The 20,842-nt window shown below is 44.7% G+C and carries 22 protein-coding genes; 14 read left to right on the forward strand and 8 right to left on the reverse strand.

What is annotated here, in order from left to right:
* Window positions 1-137 precede the first annotated feature (137 nt).
* The 6 genes from rpsF (at window position 138) to cysQ (ending at window position 3,252) form a co-directional block, all read left to right on the forward strand.
* Window positions 138-536, forward strand: coding sequence for a 30S ribosomal protein S6 (gene rpsF / locus NXS07_RS03645; RefSeq protein ID WP_012986939.1), 399 nt, complete (start codon window positions 138-140; stop codon window positions 534-536).
* 5 nt (window positions 537-541) lie between these two features.
* Window positions 542-859, forward strand: coding sequence for a primosomal replication protein N (priB, locus tag NXS07_RS03650; RefSeq protein WP_065814060.1), 318 nt, complete (start codon window positions 542-544; stop codon window positions 857-859).
* Between the two features lie 4 nt (window positions 860-863).
* A complete protein-coding gene (rpsR, locus tag NXS07_RS03655) occupies window positions 864-1,091 on the forward strand; it encodes a 30S ribosomal protein S18 (protein WP_038191624.1) in 228 nt (75 codons plus the stop codon).
* A 38-nt stretch (window positions 1,092-1,129) separates the two neighbouring features.
* Window positions 1,130-1,582 (forward strand): 50S ribosomal protein L9, encoded by a 453-nt coding sequence (rplI, locus tag NXS07_RS03660; protein ID WP_012986942.1) that lies wholly within the window; start codon window positions 1,130-1,132, stop codon window positions 1,580-1,582.
* A 165-nt stretch (window positions 1,583-1,747) separates the two neighbouring features.
* Window positions 1,748-2,368 carry a BamJ family beta-barrel-assembly machinery protein gene (bamJ, locus tag NXS07_RS03665; protein ID WP_038218755.1) on the forward strand — a complete coding sequence of 207 codons (621 nt, stop codon included), beginning with the start codon at window positions 1,748-1,750 and terminating at the stop codon, window positions 2,366-2,368.
* A gap of 143 nt (window positions 2,369-2,511) precedes the next feature.
* A complete protein-coding gene (cysQ, locus tag NXS07_RS03670; protein ID WP_038218754.1) occupies window positions 2,512-3,252 on the forward strand; it encodes a 3'(2'),5'-bisphosphate nucleotidase CysQ in 741 nt (246 codons plus the stop codon).
* A gap of 94 nt (window positions 3,253-3,346) precedes the next feature.
* On the opposite strand, the gene NXS07_RS03675 is transcribed toward cysQ, so the two are convergent.
* The gene (locus NXS07_RS03675) at window positions 3,347-3,904 is read right to left on the reverse strand and encodes a YtfJ family protein (RefSeq protein ID WP_038191629.1); all 558 of its coding nucleotides are present in this window, start codon (window positions 3,902-3,904) and stop codon (window positions 3,347-3,349) included.
* Between the two features lie 326 nt (window positions 3,905-4,230).
* Between NXS07_RS03675 and NXS07_RS03680 the strand changes: the two genes are divergently transcribed.
* Window positions 4,231-4,437: a DUF1107 domain-containing protein gene (locus tag NXS07_RS03680; RefSeq protein ID WP_038191631.1), complete on the forward strand. Its 207-nt coding sequence runs from the start codon at window positions 4,231-4,233 to the stop codon at window positions 4,435-4,437.
* A 106-nt stretch (window positions 4,438-4,543) separates the two neighbouring features.
* On the opposite strand, the gene paeA is transcribed toward NXS07_RS03680, so the two are convergent.
* On the reverse strand, window positions 4,544-5,875 hold the full coding sequence (gene paeA, locus NXS07_RS03685; protein WP_038191633.1) for a polyamine export protein PaeA: 1,332 nt from the start codon (window positions 5,873-5,875) through the stop codon (window positions 4,544-4,546).
* Window positions 5,876-6,030: 155 nt separating this feature from the next.
* Window positions 6,031-6,678, reverse strand: coding sequence for a peptide-methionine (S)-S-oxide reductase MsrA (gene msrA / locus NXS07_RS03690; RefSeq protein WP_038191634.1), 648 nt, complete (start codon window positions 6,676-6,678; stop codon window positions 6,031-6,033).
* 136 nt (window positions 6,679-6,814) lie between these two features.
* On the opposite strand from msrA, the gene tamA reads away from it, so the two are divergent.
* From tamA to NXS07_RS03705, 3 genes are read left to right on the forward strand one after another with little or no spacing between them, the layout of a single operon-like run.
* Entirely contained in the window at window positions 6,815-8,557 is a 1,743-nt protein-coding gene (gene tamA / locus NXS07_RS03695; protein WP_258086189.1) for an autotransporter assembly complex protein TamA, read from the forward strand.
* The gene (tamB, locus tag NXS07_RS03700; protein ID WP_258086190.1) at window positions 8,554-12,333 is read left to right on the forward strand and encodes an autotransporter assembly complex protein TamB; all 3,780 of its coding nucleotides are present in this window, start codon (window positions 8,554-8,556) and stop codon (window positions 12,331-12,333) included. The genes tamA and tamB overlap by 4 nt, the downstream gene beginning before the upstream one ends.
* A gap of 2 nt (window positions 12,334-12,335) precedes the next feature.
* Window positions 12,336-12,683, forward strand: coding sequence for a gamma-glutamylcyclotransferase family protein (locus NXS07_RS03705; RefSeq protein WP_038191640.1), 348 nt, complete (start codon window positions 12,336-12,338; stop codon window positions 12,681-12,683).
* Between the two features lie 69 nt (window positions 12,684-12,752).
* Here NXS07_RS03705 and ppa read toward each other — a convergent pair whose 3' ends face one another.
* Both ppa and fbp read right to left on the reverse strand, forming a co-directional pair.
* A complete protein-coding gene (gene ppa / locus NXS07_RS03710) occupies window positions 12,753-13,283 on the reverse strand; it encodes an inorganic diphosphatase (RefSeq protein ID WP_038223053.1) in 531 nt (176 codons plus the stop codon).
* A 416-nt stretch (window positions 13,284-13,699) separates the two neighbouring features.
* Window positions 13,700-14,704, reverse strand: a complete 1,005-nt coding sequence (gene fbp, locus NXS07_RS03715; RefSeq protein ID WP_038191644.1) for a class 1 fructose-bisphosphatase — start codon at window positions 14,702-14,704, stop codon at window positions 13,700-13,702.
* Window positions 14,705-14,875: 171 nt separating this feature from the next.
* Here fbp and mpl point away from each other — a divergent pair, with 171 nt between their 5' ends.
* Complete coding sequence (mpl, locus tag NXS07_RS03720; RefSeq protein WP_038223050.1) at window positions 14,876-16,246, forward strand: UDP-N-acetylmuramate:L-alanyl-gamma-D-glutamyl-meso-diaminopimelate ligase; 1,371 nt, start codon at window positions 14,876-14,878, stop codon at window positions 16,244-16,246.
* 137 nt (window positions 16,247-16,383) lie between these two features.
* Here the strand turns inward: mpl and argR are convergent, their stop codons facing one another.
* Window positions 16,384-16,854 (reverse strand): transcriptional regulator ArgR, encoded by a 471-nt coding sequence (gene argR / locus NXS07_RS03725; protein WP_038191648.1) that lies wholly within the window; start codon window positions 16,852-16,854, stop codon window positions 16,384-16,386.
* 528 nt (window positions 16,855-17,382) lie between these two features.
* Here argR and mdh point away from each other — a divergent pair.
* On the forward strand, window positions 17,383-18,321 hold the full coding sequence (gene mdh, locus NXS07_RS03730) for a malate dehydrogenase (RefSeq protein ID WP_038191650.1): 939 nt from the start codon (window positions 17,383-17,385) through the stop codon (window positions 18,319-18,321).
* A 112-nt stretch (window positions 18,322-18,433) separates the two neighbouring features.
* On the opposite strand, the gene NXS07_RS03735 is transcribed toward mdh, so the two are convergent.
* Window positions 18,434-18,700: a helix-turn-helix domain-containing protein gene (locus NXS07_RS03735; protein WP_038184631.1), complete on the reverse strand. Its 267-nt coding sequence runs from the start codon at window positions 18,698-18,700 to the stop codon at window positions 18,434-18,436.
* 187 nt (window positions 18,701-18,887) lie between these two features.
* Here NXS07_RS03735 and NXS07_RS03740 point away from each other — a divergent pair, with 187 nt between their 5' ends.
* Both NXS07_RS03740 and NXS07_RS03745 read left to right on the forward strand, forming a co-directional pair.
* Complete coding sequence (locus tag NXS07_RS03740) at window positions 18,888-19,235, forward strand: DNA-binding protein (protein ID WP_038191654.1); 348 nt, start codon at window positions 18,888-18,890, stop codon at window positions 19,233-19,235.
* 75 nt (window positions 19,236-19,310) lie between these two features.
* A complete protein-coding gene (locus NXS07_RS03745; protein ID WP_038191656.1) occupies window positions 19,311-19,691 on the forward strand; it encodes a DNA-binding protein in 381 nt (126 codons plus the stop codon).
* A gap of 27 nt (window positions 19,692-19,718) precedes the next feature.
* Here NXS07_RS03745 and ispB read toward each other — a convergent pair whose 3' ends face one another.
* Window positions 19,719-20,690 (reverse strand): octaprenyl diphosphate synthase, encoded by a 972-nt coding sequence (gene ispB / locus NXS07_RS03750; RefSeq protein ID WP_038191658.1) that lies wholly within the window; start codon window positions 20,688-20,690, stop codon window positions 19,719-19,721.
* Window positions 20,691-20,842 lie beyond the last annotated feature (152 nt).

A 20,842-nucleotide genomic window follows, 5' to 3' on the forward strand; every position in this document is an offset into this window, starting at 1 on the left:
TACCCGTACCTTGAGTTTTTTTTATTGTGCAGGTATAGTTACGCGTCGATTTTTCAGCCGTATTCAATACGTTCCTTGCCTCCATGGGCCACGGTTGACCCTGACAGGAGGCTAATAATCCGTAAGGAGCAATGCTAATGCGTCATTACGAAATCGTTTTTATGGTCCATCCTGACCAAAGCGAACAGGTTCCGGGCATGATCGAGCGTTACAGTGCGACTATCACTAACGCGCAAGGTCAGATTCACCGTCTGGAAGACTGGGGCCGCCGTCAACTGGCTTACCCAATCAACAAACTGCACAAGGCTCACTACGTTCTGCTGAACGTTGAAGCGCCACAGGAAGCGATTGATGAGCTGGAAACTAACTTCCGCTTCAACGATGCCGTTATCCGCAGCATGGTTATGCGCGTTAAGCACGCAGTAACTGAACCATCACCAATGGTTAAAGCTAAAGACGAACGTCGTAGCCGTGACCTGGTCTTAGAAGAAGACATGGCTGATGATGCTGATGAAGCTGGGGACTCTGAAGAGTAATTACTGTGGCAGCTAATCGTTTGGTGCTTTCTGGCACAGTTTGCAGAGTGCCGATACGAAAAGTTAGCCCATCCGGTATTCCTCATTGCCAGTTTGTGCTCGAACATCGTTCACAACAGCAGGAAGCCGGATGTAGCAGGCAATCATGGTGCAAAATGCCCGTTATTGCCAGCGGACAGTTATTACAAGAGTTCACTCACAGTATAACGGTCGGTAGCCGAATAACCGTTTCAGGATTCATTAATAGCCATCAAGGGCGCAATGGTCTTAGTAAACTGGTTCTTCATGCCGAGCAGATTGAATTGATAGATTCTGGAGACTAGCCAAATGGCACGTTATTTCCGTCGTCGCAAATTCTGCCGTTTTACAGCGGAAGGCGTTCAAGAGATTGATTATAAAGACATCGTTACGCTGAAAAACTATGTTACCGAAAGCGGTAAAATTGTACCAAGCCGCATTACCGGCACTCGTGCAAAATACCAGCGTCAGCTCGCTCGTGCTATCAAGCGTGCGCGCTACCTGTCTTTGTTGCCTTACACTGATCGTCATCAGTAATAGGCTCAGTCCATTAACGACTTTGAGAGGATAAGGTAATGCAAGTTATTCTGCTTGATAAAGTAGCGAACCTGGGTAGCCTGGGTGACCAAGTTAACGTTAAAGCGGGTTATGCCCGTAACTTCTTAGTTCCACAGGGCAAAGCCGTTCCTGCGACTAAGAAAAACATCGAATTCTTCGAAGCTCGCCGTGTTGAACTGGAAGCCAAATTGGCTGACGTTCTGACAGCAGCAGAAGCTCGTGCAGCACAAATTAACGCACTGGGCTCTGTCACCATCGCTTCTAAAGCGGGTGACGAAGGTAAACTGTTCGGTTCTATTGGTACTCGTGACATCGCTGACGCAGTTTCTGCTGCTGGCGTTGCGGTATCTAAGAGCGAAGTTCGCCTGTCTAACGGCGTTCTGCGTACCACTGGTGAGCACGAAGTTCACTTCCAGGTACACAGCGATGTATTCGCACAGTTGAACGTTAACATCGTTCCTGAAGCTTGATCTCTGATTAGCTAAAGCGAACATGTGACAAAAAACGCTGGCATTGCCAGCGTTTTTTGTTTGTATTTTTTCATTACCCATCTCGATTAAAACTCTTCGCGCGTTTACCCATCCTGGCAGGGCTGTTATGCTTGAGTCTTCATTCATTTAATAACAGGTATTTTCATGACAACACCTTCTTTTGAGTCTATTGAAGCGCGGGCGAGTTACGGCATTGGTTTACAGGTTGGGCAACAATTGCAGGAATCTGGTTTACAGGGATTGGAACCAGAAGCATTACTGGCAGGTCTGTGTGATGCTCTGGAAAATCGTTCTCCGGCTATTCCTGTAGAAGAACTGCATCGTGCGTTGCGCGAAATTCATGAACGTGCTGATAGTGTTCGTCATGAACATCAGCAGACGATGGCAGAAGAAGGCAAAAAGTTTCTGGCAGAAAATGCAGAACGTGAAGGCGTCAGCAGCACAGAGTCTGGCTTACAGTTCTCCGTTCTGACACAAGGTGATGGTGCGATCCCTGCTCGTAGTGACCGTGTTCGTGTGCATTATACTGGTCGCCTGATTGATGGCTCTGTGTTTGATAGCTCCGTGCAGCGTGGTACACCAGCAGAATTCCCAGTGAGTGGCGTTATCCCTGGTTGGATTGAAGCGCTGACCCTGATGCCTGTTGGTTCCAAGTGGGAACTCTATATCCCTCATAATTTGGCTTATGGTGAGCGTGGCGCAGGCGCGTCAATTCCTCCTTACAGCACACTGATCTTTGAAGTAGAATTACTGGAAATCCTGTGATTTTATCTTTCATCAATGAAATAGCCGGTTATCCGGCTATTTTTTTGCGCGTTTTTTGAGATAAAGTATTCGCTATTCCAGTACAAAATACGCTAAAAATGTAATCTAAAGTTATAGCTGAACAATTAATGCAGAGGTGTATGATGCTACAACAGATCTGCCAATTGGCGCGGGAAGCTGGAGCTGCAATCATGGCGGTTTATCAGGATGAGCAGCCGTTGAAAGTAGAGCATAAAATGGATGACTCACCTGTTACTGCTGCGGATATTGCCGCCCACAAGATTATTAAAGCGGGATTGATGCGTATTGCACCGGATATCCCGTTGCTGTCAGAAGAAGATCCTCCTGTATGGGAGGAGCGCAAAAACTGGCAGCGTTATTGGTTGGTTGATCCGTTGGATGGTACGAAAGAGTTTATCCAGAGAAACGGCGAATTTACCGTCAATATTGCACTGATTGAGGATGGTGTCCCGGTGATGGGCGTCGTTTATGTTCCTGTGCTGAATGTTTTGTACGCAGGGCAGGGACATCAGGCTTGGAAGGAAACCAATGGGCAGACAATTCCTATTAAGGTTGCTGCTGCAATGCTGCCGACTGTGGTGATCAGCCGTTCTCACATGGACGAGGAATTGAAGGATTATCTTACTCAATTAGGAACTCATCAGACACTTTCGGTCGGATCTTCACTTAAATTTTGTATGGTTGCAGAAGGAAAAGCTCAACTTTACCCGCGTTTTGGGCCAACTAATATTTGGGATACCGCCGCAGGCCACGCTGTTGCGATTGCCGCAGGTGCACATGTCACGGATTGGGAAGGTAAGAAGTTAAATTACGCGCCGCGTGAATCTTTTCTGAATCCGGGATTCAGAGTCACTATTTTTTAGTTATTAGTTTCTTAATTATTAAGGTGATAATGGTTCCTGTTTTGGAACCATTATGACTAACTTATGATTACTGAAGTGTTAATGAAACTACAGGTTAGTTGTTCAATTCTTCTTTGATTAGATTGAGAACATGGGTGATATCTTCGTTGCTCAATTTACCATCTTTAACAAATTTCACGTTACCGTTTTTATCCAACACGATGATTGCCGAACTTTTGGGTTCCAGACCCCAGGCTTTCTTGGCTAAACCTTCGCTATCGACAATAAACTGTGACCACGGAAACTCTTTTTTACTGTCTTCGAGGCTATTACGAACGAAGACGCTGGTACCAAAAATAGCATCATCAGTATTCACGATGCTGGTTGTTTGATATTTTGCCTTTGGAAGGTCGGCTTGTTTCAACGCTTGAATCAGAGGATCATTCATCTCTTTTGCAGAACTGCGGCCAGCAATATGCTGGATGGTTCTTACTTTTCCAGGAAGTTCTGTACTGTTCCAATTTTGGTAGCTGAACTTGTCATTGTTGAGCAGTAACTCACCTTTATCTGTCACGCTGACCGCAGGGACTGGCTGTCCTACTGTGATGTTATGGGCGAATGCGAATACTGAAGTTAAACTCAGCATTGCAGATAACACAATGTTTTTTATCATATTTATTCCTTAGTTAGCATGGTGAAGCATGTTATCAGGGAACGTCACATTCAGCATAGCGCTTGTTAACTGGTCTGTCCTCATAAAAATAAACAAATTGATAACATTTGAAACAAAATATAAGGTAATCCCATGTTAAAGCAACATAATACTCTATAGTTTCATTATGTTACGTAAAATTAGTGATTGAATCTCTAAAATCAGGGAACAAATTTCTATATGCATAGTCTATACATCTTACACAGCAGTGATGTGTCTTTTGATTCACTGATGGTGTAATGCAGTAGAAATAGTACCGTAAGCAGAATGGGAGGAGAAAAAAATAAATGAAAATCTTTCACCATTATAACCCACTGAAAGTTGCTCTTTACGTAAAAACTCTATTTCGTGGGCGTTTGTATATTAAGGACATGGGCGCTTTTGAATTTAACTACGGGAAGATCTTACCACCCAAGATAAAAGATAAACGTCACTTGCATGTAATGAGCGAAATTAATCAGCAAGTGTTGCGCCTACAGGCTGAAATAGGGTAGTTTTTCTGTAACGACTGACTCACCGAACGGTATGTGTCAGAGTTGATAGCACATAGCGTATGATGAGTATAATTAACGGCCTTGCGGCCGTTTTTGATCGGATTTTTTACTGGGTTTGTGCTTGACCGCTGGGAGATGGGTTGGATTGGGTTGGTGTGTCCACAATTTTCGTCACCAGCAATTGGTCGATTTTGTAATTATCGATATCCACCACTTCAAACTTGTAGCCGCTGAATTTCACAAAATCTGTACGCTTTGGAATTTTCCGCAGGCGAAACATCATAAATCCTGCGATGGTTTCATAATTGCTGGAGTCAGGGAAATCATCGATATCCAGTACTCGCAACACATCTTCGATCGGTGTGCCACCTTCAACAAGCCATGAATTTTCATCACGGACAACAATCTGCTCTTCCTGCCCCTGATCAACTAAATCGCCCATTAAGGTGGTCATTACGTCATTCAAGGTAATGACTCCCATCACCAATGCGTACTCGTTGAGGATGATCGCAAAATCTTCACCAGCCGCTTTGAAACTTTCCAGCGTATCAGAGAGTGAGAGCGTATCAGGGATCATCAGGGCATTGCGGGTTTGAACGCCATCTTTCAAGCTGAGGCTTTGCCCGTTCAGAACACGGTTGAGTAAGTCTTTGGAATCCACATAGCCAGTAACATGGTCAATACCGCCATCACAAACGAGAAATTTTGAATGCGGATGGGTGGAGATCTTTTCCTTGATACTGTTTTCGTCTTCATTCTTGTCAAAATAAATGACGCTTTCACGGGAAGTCATGGCAGAAGGCACGGTACGGGATTCCAGTTCGAAAACATTTTCAATCAGCTCATGCTCCTGTTTACGTAATACACCCGCTAACGCTCCGGCTGCAACAACGGCATAAATATCATCGGAAGTGATGTCTTCATTACGTGCCATAGGGATTTTAAAGATTTTTAAGAAACAGTCAGCAAGGCCATTGAACAGCCATACCAACGGGCGAAAAGTTGCCAGACAGAAACGCATTGGATTGACAATTCTCACTGCAACGGCTTCGGGCTTAATCATGCCAATGCGTTTAGGGATCAAATCAGCAAGCAGAATAAAGAGGCTGGTGACGATAATGAAAGAACAGATAAAGCCAAGTTGATCGGCCCATTCCTGACGCATAAAGTTTGAGAATAGTGTTTTCAGGGCGGGTGAAAATGCGGATTCTCCCACGACGCCCGCGAGGATCGCTACTGCATTCAAACCAATTTGAACAATAGTAAAGAACATGCCTGGCGTTTCTTGTAACTTAAGCACATGGGCAGCATTGAGGTTCCCTTCATCGGCCATGAGTTTTAATTTGATCCTTCTTGAGGCGGCCAGAGAAATTTCAGATAGCGAAAAAAATGCGCTGATTGCACATAGCAAAAGTATTATTAATAAACTATTTAACATAAGGTACCCGTGTTTTATCTCCAGCGGTAGGGTAGGTTTTATTTGAATAACACCGGAGGGGAGATGAAAAATTATACAAATAAAATCTTACGGCATTTTACCGTAAGATATATAAATTTAGCCCAATGATTATAACACTGAGCTAACTAAATCGGCTAGTTTTTGTGCGTAGGAAGGAGGCATACCCCAATACCACCGAGTCCACAATACCCTTCAGGATTTTTGAAGAGATACTGCTGGTGATAATCTTCCGCAAAATAGAATGGCTCCGCTGCGCGGATCTCCGTGGTGATTGTGCGCTGGTCGCCATTTTCATCCATCGCTTGCTGGAATTGTTCGCGGGTAGCGAGTGCCTGCTCGTACTGCTGAGATGAAATAGTGTAAATGGCAGAGCGATATTGTGTACCGACATCACCATGCTGACGCATACCTTGGGCGGGATCGTGATTTTCCCAGAAAAGCGTCAATAACTGCCCATAAGTGATTTTGGTTGGATCAAATACGATCCTGATCACTTCGGCATGTCCGGTTAACCCTGTGCAGACTTCTTCATAAGTTGGATTTGGCGTAGTACCGCCACTGTAACCCACAGAGGTCGTGTAAATACCTTCCTGTTGCCAGAACAGGCGTTCAACTCCCCAGAAACACCCCATTCCTATATAAGCTATCTCCATGTTTTCAGGAATGTCGTTTATCGAATGCTGTGTGACGACGTGGTAGGGTGATACAGTTAATGGGATTGCCCTACCCAGTAATGCATCCTGTGTGGAAACATGTTGGCTTTCGTTGGCTGAATTTGGCAAGATTCTCTCCCGTTATTCATAAATTTTATGGTTATTAGTTGCTTGTATATCTTTCAAACTTTACCAGAATTAATTTATTGCAGCATTTTTATATCGTTGGATTTTATCCCCAGATAGATAAATATTAGGAGTTTGCGTGTCACGATACCCCTTCATATTTGTGCTTTGCGTGTCTGTCGCAACTCCATCGGCCTATAGTGCAAATTTACGATTGAAAGTGGAAGGACTTTCTGGCGAACTGGAAAAAAATGCCAGAGTACAGCTCTCAAACATAAGTACCGATGAAGTCGCTCCCGATGGGCGCTTCCAGGCCCGTGTCGAGAAAGCCATACAGCAAGGGTTAAGGCCATTGGGATACTACGATCCCACTGTTGAATTCACTTATCAGGAGAAAACACCACCTTCCCGTCCTATTTTGACAGCGAACGTGACACCGGGTGAACCGGTACGGGTAGTCGAAGTCAATGTTGATTTGGAAGGTAGCGCAAAAACCGATAAAGATTATGCGGCACTCATCAAAAAAAATATGCCAAAGGAAGGGGCGATCCTTAATCATGGTGAATACGAACATTTCAAGGGCGCATTGAATAGTCTGGCAGTTAGAAAGGGTTACTTTGATGCCGTGATGAAAAAAAGTGAATTAGAAGTATCACGGGAGCAGCATGAATCCTATTGGAACTTCGATTTCGACAGCGGAGATCGTTACCGTTTTGGCCCCGTGAGATACCACGGCTCGCAAATTCGTGAGAATTACCTGAACAATCTTTTGCCCTTTAAACAAGGTGAGTATTACACCTCGGATCAACTTGCGGAGTTCAGCAGTCGTCTGGCGAATACGGGATGGTTCAATTCTGTGGTTGTCGTGCCTGATTTCAAGGTAGGCCACACGAGCCAGGATAAGTTATTGCCACTGGATGCTTCCTTGGTTCCCAGTTCTGCCAATTATGTTGAACTAGGGGGGGGTTATGCAACGGATGTCGGCCCCCGGGTTAAAGCAAAATGGAAAAAGCCATGGCTTAACTCTCGTGGGCATAGCCTGAGTACCAATATTAACCTGTCGGCACCTGAACAAGTTATTGATGCATCCTACAAAATGCCACTCAAATCTAATCCGCTTGAACAATATTATGAGTTGCAGACAGGTTATAAACGTAAAGATATTAACGATACCATTTCTGATACGGCAACATTGAACCTTTCCCGCAATTGGGATCTCTCCACCGGATGGCAATATGGTATCAATTTACGCTGGAGTCTTAGTCACTTTACGCAGGCCAATGTGACAAATACGACGATGCTGCTCTATCCGGGAGCGAATGTCAGCCGAATTCGCCAGCGTGGTGGCACCATGCCTTATTGGGGAGATAGTCAGCGTTATTCGATAGATTTTTCCGACAAAACCTGGGATTCGAATGTGGATTTCTTGGTGTTGCAGGCACATCACGTCTGGATCAGGACTTATAAGGAGAAGCACCGCTTTGTGTTACGGGGGGATCTAGGCTGGATTGAAACCAATGAATTCAATAAAGTTCCCCCAGATTTACGTTTCTTCGCAGGGGGGGATCGCAGCATCCGTGGTTATAAGTACCAAAAAATTTCGCCGAAAAATAGTGAGGGGAAACTGACTGGGGCATCGAAACTAGCCGTTGGCTCACTGGAATATCAATATAATATCTATGGGAATTGGTGGAGTGCGTTGTTTGTAGATGCGGGTGAAGCGGTGGATGATATTAAAAAAAGTGATTTTAAAACCGGCGCAGGGGTTGGTGTGCGTTGGGCTTCACCCGTCGGACCAATTAAGTTTGATCTTGCGATGCCAGTAGGAGACGCAAACAATCATGGTATTGAGTTTTACATCGGTTTAGGGGCTGAATTATGAGGTGGGTCAAAAGGCTCAGTATGGCTTTTCTGCTGCTTGTTGGCCTGGTGTTGATAACCGTTATGGGATTGGTTGGTACACAAACCGGCCTGCATTTTATGATTAACAGCGCCGCACGTTGGGTTCCCGGACTGGATATCGCCAATGTCAGCGGGGGCTGGCGCGATTTAACCTTAAAAGGTGTTAAATATCAGATGCTGGGAATAAATGTCAGTGCTGACAATTTACACCTTTCGTTACGCTTATCCTGCCTGAAACACAGTCATTTGTGTGTCAATGCGTTGACCACAGAAGGTGTGGTAGTTTCGGTGAATACGGCTGAGCTTCCTCCATCAGAAGAGTCACCTGCATCAGAACCATTGACTGAATTGAAAACACCGTATCCTATTTCACTGGATTTGCTTTCTTTGAAGAATATCCACGTCAAGGTTGACGATATAGTGATTGCGTTGGATGAATTTAAAACAGGAGCGCAGTGGAGGGAAAAACAGCTGACATTGAAACCAACGGAAATCAGCAATCTGTTGGTTGCTTTGCCTAAAACGCCGCCTGAACAAAGCGGTACAGTGGAAAATACAGCGCAAAAGGGTAAACAAAAGCCTGAACCTGAAAAATCATTGGGTGAAACCTTGAAGGCGCTATTTGCCAAACCTTTCTTAGCTGAATTGCCCAATGTTCCTATTCCTCTCGATATTACGGCAGAAAACATTCATGGCAGTCAGCTTCGCCTGACAGGTGATACAGGTATCACGATTAATGATCTACGGCTGCAAGCCAGTAATCAGGGGCAGCAGGTTGATATGAAAACCTTCAGTGTAAGTGCACCGGAAGGCTCACTTTCGCTACAGGGGACGGTGGGGCTATTTGGACAGTGGCCAGTCAAACTGGCGATTAAGGGCAATACAAATCTGAATGAACTAAAAGGGCAAAAGGTTGATTTAACCCTGAATGGTGCTCTGTTGCAGCAGCTTAATCTGGCATTGCATCTTTCAGGGCCTGTTGTTGCCAATCTGAGTGCTCAGACTGAGTTGGCGAAGGCGGGTTTGCCTGTACGCCTGACATTGGAAAGCAAACAACTTCAGTGGCCATTGACGGGTGAACCGGAATATCGACTTGATGGTGTTAAGCTTCGACTGAATGGCAAAGCCAGTGGCTACGATCTCTCCCTCCGTTCAGATATTAAAGGTCGTGATATTCCTCCTGCATTACTGATGCTGGATGCGAAGGGTAATGAAGAACTGCTCAGGCTAACCCGTCTGCGTCTGTCTGCCTTGCAGGGGAAGGCGGAGATCACTGGCGTTGTTGACTGGCGTAAAGCGATTAGCTGGAATGCGAACCTGATTCTGGATGGCATCAATACAGCTAAACAGTGGCCAGAATGGCCAGCTAAAATGAATGGCAAAATGGCTGTGCGCGGTAGCCTGTATGGTGGTAGTTGGCAACTCCAGATCCCTGAAATTGCTCTTGACGGTGATGTGAAACAAAATACCGTCAAGGCGCATGGCAAGGCGTCAGGTAATGCGGCGGGACAGTGGAATATTCCGCAGTTTGACCTCACTTTTGGCCGCAATAGGCTGAATATTCAAGGGCAGCTTACAGATGAAAAGTGGAAGTTGGACGGTGAAATTAATGCACCACAGTTAAATGGACTACTGCCGGGATTGGCTGGTGTGGTTATCGGTAATGTGAAACTGCGCGGTAACATGAAAGCGCCACAAATAGTGGCAGATTTAAATGCACGTAATGTGCGGTGGCAGAATGAGCTGAAAGTGGATAGCGCCACGATTAAGGGAGATGTGCGCTCGGCTGAACAGATTGAAGGACAGCTCTTAGTTACTGTTCATCAATTGAAACAGGCGGATTTAATCATCAATAACTTGATGCTAAATGCCAAGGGCACGGAAAAGCAGCATGATTTACATTTGAAAATTGAGGGTAACCCCGTATCAGGTCAATTGGCACTCAATGGCCGCTTTGACCGCGGGCAGGAGCGTTGGCAAGGGACTATCAACAATACCTACTTTGATACTCCTGTTGGTGAGTGGCGCTTAAGTAAGGCGATTGCCATTGATTACCTGAATCTACAGCAGAAAGTGACAGTAGGAACACATTGCTGGCTTAACCCGAATGCACAGATCTGTGTCCCCAAACCGATTGAGGCGGGAGCCAGTGGTCATGCTGAAGTGGTGCTTAAGCGTTTTGATTTGGCCATGATTCAGCCATTCCTTGATAAAATGACCCAACTTAAAGGCGTGTTCAGCGGGAATGCCAATGTCAAATGGACTGCGGGACAGGTTTTGCCACAGGCTAAAGTCGTCTTGCAAGGAAATGGGGTTCAGCTTCACCAAATGGTTGAGGGGACTGCATTACCTGTTGATTTTGAAACATTAACAGTGAATGCAGGACTAACAAATGGTAAGGCAAATGTGGCATGGTTGTTTAAGCTGGCAGGCAATGGGCAATTGAATGGCAATGTTCAGGTGGCTGACCTGGAAGGCCGCCGCAAGCTGTCTGGGAATGTGGATATTCAAGCTCTTTCTTTAAAGCTGATTAAACCGATTTTGGGTAAAGACGAGAAAGCAGAAGGGGATTTGAACGCTAACCTCCGTCTCGGTGGTAATGTAAAAAACCCGCTGTTGTTTGGTCAGCTTAAGACGGATGATCTCCAAATCGTCAGTTATTGGCTGCCTTTTGATATCACCCAAGGCCAGCTAGCTATCTATTTTGATGGTGTCCGCTCTGGCTTGGAGGGCGTTATCAAAACGCCTAAAGGGCAGCTAAACCTTAACGGCAATGCTGACTGGCGTAATTTGAACGCATGGTATGCCAAGATTGCCGCGAATGGTGAAAAATTGCGTGTGACAGTGCCGCCAATGGTGAAAATTGATGTTAGCCCTAATCTGGTACTTGAAGCCACGCCTGATCTACTGAAACTTGATGGGAATGTGGATATTCCATGGGCACGCATTACGGTGCAGGAATTACCAGAGTCTGCTGTGGGTATTTCTTCTGACGAAGTCATGCTGGATAAAAATCTCCAGCCGATAGAGAAGAAAAAATCGTCCATTCTGGTTAAAAGTAACTTAAATATTCGCATTGGTGATGATGTCCGTTTGAATGCATTTGGTCTGAAAGCTCAACTTAAGGGAGCCTTGAAAGTCATTCAGGATAAACAGGGGCTGGGGCTGAATGGCCAGATTGATATTCCAGATGGTCGTTTCCATGCCTACGGGCAGGATTTGCTGGTACGCAAGGGTACAATCATATTTTCTGGCCCGCCGGAACAGCCGATGTTGAACATTGAAGCAATCCGTAACCCCGACTCGACGGCGAATAAGGTTGTCGCTGGTGTGAAAGTTACGGGATTGGCGGATAAACCCAAAGTTGAAATTTTCTCTGAGCCAGCAAAATCACAGCAGGAAGCACTGTCTTATCTTCTGCGTGGTGAAGGTTTGGAGAAGAGTGGTTCTGACAATAACCAAATGACTTCCATGCTGATTGGTTTGGGCGTTTCCCAAAGTGGTCAATTGGTTGGCAAGATTGGTGAAACTTTTGGTGTTTCTGATTTAGCTTTAGATACTCAGGGTGTGGGTGACAAATCTCAGGTTGTCGTCAGTGGCAAGATAACCAACAACTTGCAGGTGAAATACGGTGTTGGTATTTTTGATTCTCTGGCGACCTTGACATTACGCTATCGTGTAATGCCAAGATTGTATCTCGATGCGGTATCTGGTATTGATCAGGCTTTAGATCTGCTCTATGAGTTTGAGTTTTAAAAATGCGAGTGATTGTTTATGGCAGCCTGAGGCGCAAACAAGGTAACCATCACTGGATGACCTATGCCCAACTTCTAGGAGAACATAGGTTAGAAGGTTATGAAATTTATGACCTGGGACATTATCCAGCGGTGATCCGTGGCGAAGGGACAATTGAATGCGAAGTATATCGCATTACGCCATCCATCCTGACAGAACTGGATGCTTTGAAAAAGAATTCTCAGGAATACGAAAGGGAACTGATTAAAACACCTTACGGCAGTGCATGGATCTATTTATATAGACTGCCTGTCGATGGACTGCATCGGATAACATGTGGTGACTGGATCAAGCGCCACGAAGAAGAATAAATAAAAACCTCTGCCTCTATGTGGTGGCAGAGGTTTTTTATGATCAAAACCCGCTGTTATCCTTTAGGATTATTTTTTAGCAGCGCGTTCGAAAGAAGACAGAATTTCAGCTTTAGCGGCTTCAACATTGTCCCAACCGTCAACTTTCACCCATTTGCCTTTTTCCAGATCTTTATAATGTTCAAAGAAATGGGTGATTTGGGCACGCAGCAGTTCTGGCAGATCGTTCACATCTTTGATGTGATCGTATTCTTTGCTCAGTTTGGTGTGAGGAACAGCGACCAATTTCGCATCTTCACCGGATTCGTCGGACATTTTCAGAACGCCAACTGGACGGCAGCGAATAACGGAACCTGGTTGTAATGGGTATGGCGTAGGAACCAGCACGTCAACAGGGTCGCCATCAAGGGACAGAGTATTGTTGATGTAACCGTAGTTGCAAGGATAGAACATTGCCGTAGACATGAAACGGTCTACAAACAGTGCGCCGGAGTCTTTATCTACTTCATATTTGATCGGATCTGCGTTTGCAGGGATCTCAATGATGACATAGATATCTTCAGGCAGTTCTTTACCGGCCGGTACATTGTTCAGGCTCATAAAAGGTTTCCTTTAATTTCAAACCAAAATGGAGTGCGGGCTATTATAGCCAAAACAGACTTAAAGTCCCCGCATTTTTCCAGTCGTTGAACGCCATACAGCTCAGGAATTGGGTGTTATAAAATCTGTTGTAGTGGATAAAAAGTGATTATTTACTTTTTTATTGTTCACACTTCTGCCTTGTTCATGAGTCATGAACAGAATGATTTCGTGAACAAATATAAATAGAGAAAGAGTATGTATAGAACTTAAGGGAACAATATAGATAATCGGCAGGGAAAAAATGATGTTAACGTTGAGAGTAAGTCGTTGCGTTAAGCGTGTTGCTCAACAAATTAAAGGATAAGTCGTGTCGTTTATTAAAGAGGCGACACTTCGCCCCTTCATTAAATTAACTATTCAATCAACAAACCTACTTACTCACCTGGAAATTCAGCCATAAAGCTTTCAGCTTTTTCCACCATTGATTCTGTTCCCACGAAGAAAGGAACTCGCTGATGCAATTGGGTTGGTGTGATATCTAGAATTCGGTTTTTGCCATCACTGGCCTTGCCGCCAGCCTGCTCAGCCAAAAAAGCAATTGGGTTGCATTCATACAGCAGACGCAATTTTCCTGTTGGGTGACTTGCGGTGCTTGGATAAATATAGATACCGCCTTTCAGCAGGTTGCGGTGGAAATCTGCAACCAGCGAGCCAATATAGCGGGTGGTGTAAGGGCGCTGGGTGGCTTCGTCTTGCTCTTGGCAATATTTGATGTACTTCTTCACGCCCATCGGGAATTTGATGTAGTTCCCTTCGTTGATGGAGTACATATTGCCTTTGGCAGGGAATTGAACTTTCTCATGAGTCAGGCAAAATACGCCGAGTGAGGGATCGTAAGTGAATGTATGAACTCCGCAACCCGTGGTGTAAACCAACATAGTGGACGAGCCATAGACCACATAACCCGCCGCAACCTGACGATTCCCCGGTTGCAGGAAATCTTCTTCGGTAACCGGCTGCCCAATAGGTGTAATTCGACGGTAAATTGAGAAAATAGTCCCGACGGAAACGTTTACATCAATATTCGAAGAACCATCCAGTGGGTCCATCAAAACAACATACTTCGCATTTTCTGCACGGTCGCCATCAAAGACAACGATCTCATCTTCTTCTTCGGAAGCAATACCTGCTACTTCACCGCGCGCTTTCAATGCAGCCTTCAGTTTTTCATTGGCATACAAATCCAGCTTCATCTGAACTTCGCCCTGAACATTCGATACGCCGCTGGTGCCTAAAATATCCACCAGACCAGCCTTATTGATGTCCCGATGAATGATCTTGGCACCCAGTTTGATGGCAGAAAGCAGTGCGGTCAGTTCACCCGTAGCATGAGGAAAGTCGTGCTGTTTCTCGACGATGAATTCGCCTAATGTTTTCATGACGAAAGCCCTGAATTTTGTTGTGGTTTTAGAGAGCGTGCTGCACTTGCGTGTCGCACTCATGCGCGGCAGTTTAGCTAAAGAATGGGGTGATTGATAGGCTATTGCATTTCTAATCTCAGCATTGATGGTTAGAATAGTGACACACCTCATGATATTGGATAGAAATAAATGCGTATTCATATTCTTGGCATCTGCGGTACTTTCATGGGAGGGCTGGCGATCCTCGCTCGTTCACTGGGTCATGAAGTTACCGGCTCTGATGCCAATGTGTATCCTCCAATGAGTACCCTTCTGGAAAAACAGGGCATTGAGCTGATTCAAGGATATGATCCTTCACAGCTCGATCCTGAGCCAGACATGGTAATCATTGGCAATGCCATGACACGTGGTAATCCCTGTGTGGAAGCGGTGCTGGATCGTGGCATTCCTTATACATCTGGCCCACAGTGGCTACATGATCATGTTTTGCCAGAACGCTGGGTGTTAGCCGTCGCGGGAACGCATGGTAAAACGACAACCGCAGGAATGCTAGCATGGATCTTAGAAGCCTGCGGTTATAAGCCGGGATTCCTGATCGGCGGTGTGCCGGGCAATTTTGACGTTTCAGCACAAATCGGTGAAAGTCCATTTTTCGTGATTGAAGCGGATGAGTATGACTGCGCGTTTTTTGATAAACGTTCAAAATTCGTGCATTACGGCCCCCGCACACTAATCATGAATAACCTTGAATTTGATCATGCTGATATTTTTGAAAATCTAGCGGCCGTCCAAAAACAGTTCCACCATCTCGTCAGGGTTGTGCCGGGCAGTGGTAAGATTCTGGTACCCGATAATGACATTAACCTGAAACATGTGCTCGGAATGGGATGCTGGAGTGAGCTGGAACATATCGGGGAAACGGGTAACTGGCAAGCGAAGAAAGTCAGTCAGGATAGCAGCATCTACCAAGTGTTCCATCAAAGTGAACAGGTTGGCGAAGTGAACTGGTCATTGGTGGGTGAACACAACATGCACAATGGTTTGATCGCAATTGCGGCTGCCCATCATGTTGGTGTTCAGCCTGCGGATGCTTGTCAGGTACTGGGCGATTTTATCAATGCGCGCCGCCGTCTTGAATTGCGTGGTGAAGTGAATGGTATCTCAGTTTATGATGATTTTGCTCATCATCCCACTGCAATTTTGGCGACACTGGCAGCGCTGAGAAGTAAAGTTGGCGGTGTCGCTCGTATCCTTGCTGTGCTAGAACCGCGTTCAAATACCATGAAAATGGGCATGAGCAAAAATGATATTGCGCCTTCTCTGGGACGTGCTGATGAAGTCTTCTTGTATCAGCCTGCCAATATTCCGTGGCAGGTCGCAGAAATTGCGGAACACTGCATCCAACCTGCTCGCTGGAGTGCGGATATTGATGCTTTGGTACGTATGATTGTTGAGGTGGCACAACCGGGTGATTACATTCTTATCATGAGTAATGGTGGATTCGATGGCATTCACGAGAAGTTGCTGACTGAGCTGGGTAAGAAAGTGCACGAGGCTTGATTGTCAAAATCATCAGAGTGAGAGGATCGCATGAGTCGTGCGATCCTCTTTATCTCTATTCCCAGGGTTCCGTTTGTCTGCCACCGTGCTGCAACTTGAAATCTATTGGGTATATGTAGTTTGGCTATACGACAGGGTTAAAGTTCTTGATCAAAGAGATCGAGAATAGCCTCGTAGAGTTGCTTTGTTGTAAAGTCCTGTGCTGGTGTCGTAAAAATAGTGTCATCTCCCGCAATACTGCCAAGTATTCCTTCTGCTTTACCCAGGGAATCCAGCAGGCGTGCAATCAACTGTGCAGCGCCCGGGCTGGTGCGAATAACCACAACACAATGATTATAATCGACATCCAAGACCAGATTTTTCAATGGGCTTGTGGCTGTGGGAACACCTAATTCTGCGGGTAAGCAGTAGACCATCTCCATTTTTGCATTACGGGTTCGGACTGCGCCAAATTTAGTCAGCATTCTAGAAACTTTAGATTGGTTAATGTTTTCAAAGCCCTCTTCCTGAAGTGCTGCGACAATTTCACCTTGAGAGCTGAATTTTTCTTCTTTCAATAAGGCTTTGAAAGCCTTGACCAAATCTTCCTGTTTCGAAGGAGCACGCATATTTCACCATCGTTGAATCCGTTATGAAGCTATTATTATGCGAAAGAGTGAATTTTTATTCAAGGAAGAGAAGAAAAAACTAAAATAATAAGCATAATTACATTATTTTCATTTCCATGATATATCCTTATTAATCATCAGTGTATTCATGCGTTCATTTTCTCTGTGTTTCCTTTCCCACATATTGAGTATGGTAAATATATTGTTAATTAAATGGTATTGTTTGGTTTGGGAGATAAGAGTAAGGTAATCAACTAAGTTATTAATAATATAACAGGATTAATTCTCAAAAAAGTGTCCGTTATCTCATTAACAGATAAGCCTTTTGTCTAGAATAAAATAACTTTGGTATTTCATCATCAAGCCATTAGGTAGATAATCTGTCTGTTAACAGATTGTTCTTAATACGTAGTGATCAGTGGGGCTGAGAGTCTATCCCATACATGCATTGAATGTGGGGAAACAGATTCAGGCTCTTAACCAGACAGGTTTAAGTTTTTTACAGCACTTTATTTAAGGAGTATCAGGATGAAAGTTGCAGTTCTCGGTGCAGCCGGTGGTATTGGTCAGGCACTTGCCCTTCTACTCAAGACCCAACTTCCTTCAGGTTCAGAACTTTCCTTGTATGACATTGCTCCGGTGACTCCAGGTGTGGCAGCCGATCTTAGTCATATCCCAACGGAAGTCAAAGTCACTGGTTTTGCTGGTGAAGATGCAACCCCTGCATTGGTAGGCGCAGATGTTGTATTAATCTCTGCGGGTGTGGCGCGTAAACCAGGCATGGATCGTTCAGATCTGTTCAATATTAATGCGGGGATCATTCGTAATCTGGTCCAGCAGGCAGCTAAGGCTTGTCCAAAAGCATTAATCGGTATTATCACGAACCCTGTGAATACTACTGTGGCGATCGCGGCTGAGGTTCTGAAAAAAGAAGGCGTTTACGACAGAAACCGTCTGTTCGGTGTTACGACGCTGGATATCATCCGTTCCAATACTTTTGTTGCAGAACTGAAAGGTAAGAACTCTGAGGAGTTGGAAGTGCCTGTTATTGGTGGGCACTCTGGTGTGACTATCCTACCATTGCTGTCACAAATTCAGGGCGTCAGCTTCACTGATGAAGAAGTTGAAGCGTTAACCAAACGTATTCAGAACGCAGGTACTGAAGTGGTTGAAGCGAAAGCAGGTGGCGGATCTGCCACTCTGTCTATGGGGCAGGCAGCGGCACGTCTGGGTCTTTCTTTGATCCGTGGCTTGCAGGGTGAAAGCAATGTCATCGAGTGCAGCTATGTAGAAGGTGATGGCAAATATGCCCGATTCTTCGCTCAGCCTGTTCGCTTAGGTAAAAATGGTATCGAAGAACGTTTAGATATCGGCAAACTTAGCGATTTTGAACAGAAGTCACTGGATAGTATGTTGGACGTTCTCAAAAAAGATATCGAATTAGGCGAGAAATTTATTAACAGTTAATTCATTTAATTCGTAATTTATTAATATACGAACTAAGTTAAATATATTAGATAACTGAAACCGCTAGCTTAGAAATAGCTAGCGGTTTTTCTTTCAATAATTATATTAATAGCTAATTATTCTTTTTTTCTCTAACTTTCCTTTCTAATAGTTCTCCTGTATGTGGATCGAAATAACGACTAGGCCATATTTCAGACGGATGTAATCCTAAGTAATTCGCTATTATCCATTCTCCCTTAGGCCATGGGCGAGAAAGTGTATTCGCCAAAGTTGATGAGCTTAACCCTGCTTCGCGTGAAACGGCAGCCAGTGTCGTTCCGCGTTTACGTAAAGCAGCAATAATATCAGCAGGATGCCAATCCGATTTCATAGAAATCATTTTTTTAATCCTTTCCTATTAAATTTGAAGCCACATTAGTGGTATAACTAAAGCGTTAGTGTGAAATTAATAACGAACACGAATCTGTTATTAAGAAAATAAAATAACATTATTTTTTCTAAAAATATTTCTAATTTTTTCTTAATAACTTCTTTTTTGAACTTGGTTACAAAAATAGAGAAACATTATGAAAAAAGAGTGGTATACGGCAATGGAGTTGACCGGTGTAGGTGAGTTACCTAGATCACCACAAGGAGTTAATGCCAGAGCAAAACGTGAAGAATGGTTGAGACAGAAACGAGCAGGTGTTCAAGGTAGGGCGATTGAATATCACTATTCGTGTTTTCCTGAATCAACATTGTCGGCTCTGGAGCTTCATGAAATATCACCTGAATATCAGGTTCAGAAACAAGATCCTCTATCCATTTGGGTGAGTGCATTTAATTTACTCGCCGATGAAGAAAAGGAGGCGATTACAGAAGTGATATTACGAGATGGCATAAGAAGTTTTTTGGAAAAAATCATAGCGACTTGAGGCAGCTTTTGAAAAGCCAAATGTTCAAAATTTGGCTTCCTCTTCACTGCTCCGATGTAAAGCGAGGATAAAGAGATGAAAAAAGATTGGTATTCTGCAAAGGAACTCATTGGCCTCGCAGGTCTGCCATCGTCTCCCCAAGGCGTCAACTTGATGGCAAGGCGCGAGGGTTGGGAACAACGCCGTAAGCGCGGAGTGCAGGGGAAAGCTCTCGAATATCATGTCAACAGCTTGCCCGAAGAAGTTCTGAATGTACTGTCCGTCAGTGAAAATTCGGTTGAGTATTATCGGAATAAGCGACAGGATCCGTTCATGATTTGGATTGAAGCTTATTATCAATTGACCAAACCCGAAAGGGAACGCATGGTTAAGTTCATTTTGAGGAAAGGGCTGGCTAGCCTAGTCCAATACATAGGAATTCAAGAGGTTGAAAATAAAGACAGTATCCCAGATTGAGCAATCTGGGATACTGATTAGCTCAGATCAGGAAAGTCGCTGTACCGCGACATGGGCTAATCCCACAAGGGCCGCCTTATATGGAGACTCATCCAGTACTTGTAACGCTGAAATGGCTTTATCTGCTTCTTCTTCCGCCCGTTGGCGGGTGTACTTAAGTGAACCACACTGTTTCATTGTTGCTAGTACGGTATCTAACAAATGGCGGCCATTGCCTTGCTCAATGGCACTGCGTATCAATGCAGACTGCTCAGGGGCTCCATGATGCATGGCATGCAGAAGGGGCAGTGTAGGTTTGCCTTCGTTTAAGTCGTCCCCGGTGTTTTTACCGAGCGTGTTATCATCTGAATCGTAATCCAGCAGGTCATCAATCAATTGAAACGCCGTGCCAAGATAACGGCCATAGTCACGCAGTGCAGCTTCCTGCTCTGGTGTCGCGCCGGATAAAATGGCCGCAGAGTGCGCCGCTACCTCAAACAGGCGAGCGGTTTTACTGTAAATCACACGCATATAATCATCTTCTGAGGTATCAGGATCATTGCAGTTCATCAACTGCATCACCTCACCTTCGGCAATGACATTCGTGGCGTCGGACATCAATTTCAGTACCCGCATGGAATCGAGATCAGTCATCATCTGAAACGATCGAGTGTAGATGAAATCACCAACCAGAACACTGGCCGCATTGCCATACATAGCGTTGGCTGTCGCCTTACCTCGGCGCATGTCGGATTCATCGACAACATCGTCATGCAATAGCGTTGCCGTGTGAATAAATTCGATCAAGGCGGCAACTGTGATATGTTTTTCTTCTTCACAATGAAGTGCTTTCCCAGCCAGTACCGCAATCATTGGGCGAATACGCTTACCACCGCCGCTGATAATGTAGTAGCCAAGTTGGTTGATCAGCGCAACATCAGAATTTAATTGATTAAGAATGGTTTCATTAACCGCTGCCATATCATCAGCGGTAAGTTTAATTATTGATTCTAAATTCATGTTTTGGCTTTGGACTCTGATTCAGAGCTGTGCTCATTAAATTAGCATATCAACAGATATCACGATGTATCGATTGTACTTGAAAAACCGTTCAAATAAATGACAATCGAAAAACTCTGTTTTTTTCTCATCTGTTCTAATTCTGCACTTGT

Origin of the sequence: Xenorhabdus bovienii (assembly GCF_024721015.1) — a bacterium.
In the GTDB taxonomy this organism is placed as follows: Bacteria; Pseudomonadota; Gammaproteobacteria; order Enterobacterales; family Enterobacteriaceae; genus Xenorhabdus; species Xenorhabdus bovienii.

Excerpts from the sequence above, each read along its gene's own strand:
- mpl (WP_038223050.1), top strand. The coding sequence starts at position 14,876 with ATGCGTATTCATATTCTTGGCATCTGCGGTACTTTCATGGGAGGGCTG.
- NXS07_RS03740 (WP_038191654.1), top strand. The coding sequence starts at position 18,888 with ATGAAAAAAGAGTGGTATACGGCAATGGAGTTGACCGGTGTAGGTGAG.
- mdh (WP_038191650.1), top strand. The coding sequence starts at position 17,383 with ATGAAAGTTGCAGTTCTCGGTGCAGCCGGTGGTATTGGTCAGGCACTT.
- NXS07_RS03745 (WP_038191656.1), top strand. The coding sequence starts at position 19,311 with ATGAAAAAAGATTGGTATTCTGCAAAGGAACTCATTGGCCTCGCAGGT.
- NXS07_RS03675 (WP_038191629.1), bottom strand. The coding sequence starts at position 3,904 with ATGATAAAAAACATTGTGTTATCTGCAATGCTGAGTTTAACTTCAGTA.
- rpsR (WP_038191624.1), top strand. The coding sequence starts at position 864 with ATGGCACGTTATTTCCGTCGTCGCAAATTCTGCCGTTTTACAGCGGAA.
- rpsF (WP_012986939.1), top strand. The coding sequence starts at position 138 with ATGCGTCATTACGAAATCGTTTTTATGGTCCATCCTGACCAAAGCGAA.
- rplI (WP_012986942.1), top strand. The coding sequence starts at position 1,130 with ATGCAAGTTATTCTGCTTGATAAAGTAGCGAACCTGGGTAGCCTGGGT.
- fbp (WP_038191644.1), bottom strand. The coding sequence starts at position 14,704 with ATGAAAACATTAGGCGAATTCATCGTCGAGAAACAGCACGACTTTCCT.
- ispB (WP_038191658.1), bottom strand. The coding sequence starts at position 20,690 with ATGAATTTAGAATCAATAATTAAACTTACCGCTGATGATATGGCAGCG.
- argR (WP_038191648.1), bottom strand. The coding sequence starts at position 16,854 with ATGCGTGCTCCTTCGAAACAGGAAGATTTGGTCAAGGCTTTCAAAGCC.
- NXS07_RS03705 (WP_038191640.1), top strand. The coding sequence starts at position 12,336 with ATGCGAGTGATTGTTTATGGCAGCCTGAGGCGCAAACAAGGTAACCAT.
- paeA (WP_038191633.1), bottom strand. The coding sequence starts at position 5,875 with ATGTTAAATAGTTTATTAATAATACTTTTGCTATGTGCAATCAGCGCA.
- NXS07_RS03735 (WP_038184631.1), bottom strand. The coding sequence starts at position 18,700 with ATGATTTCTATGAAATCGGATTGGCATCCTGCTGATATTATTGCTGCT.
- cysQ (WP_038218754.1), top strand. The coding sequence starts at position 2,512 with ATGCTACAACAGATCTGCCAATTGGCGCGGGAAGCTGGAGCTGCAATC.
- tamB (WP_258086190.1), top strand. The coding sequence starts at position 8,554 with ATGAGGTGGGTCAAAAGGCTCAGTATGGCTTTTCTGCTGCTTGTTGGC.
- NXS07_RS03680 (WP_038191631.1), top strand. The coding sequence starts at position 4,231 with ATGAAAATCTTTCACCATTATAACCCACTGAAAGTTGCTCTTTACGTA.
- bamJ (WP_038218755.1), top strand. The coding sequence starts at position 1,748 with ATGACAACACCTTCTTTTGAGTCTATTGAAGCGCGGGCGAGTTACGGC.
- ppa (WP_038223053.1), bottom strand. The coding sequence starts at position 13,283 with ATGAGCCTGAACAATGTACCGGCCGGTAAAGAACTGCCTGAAGATATC.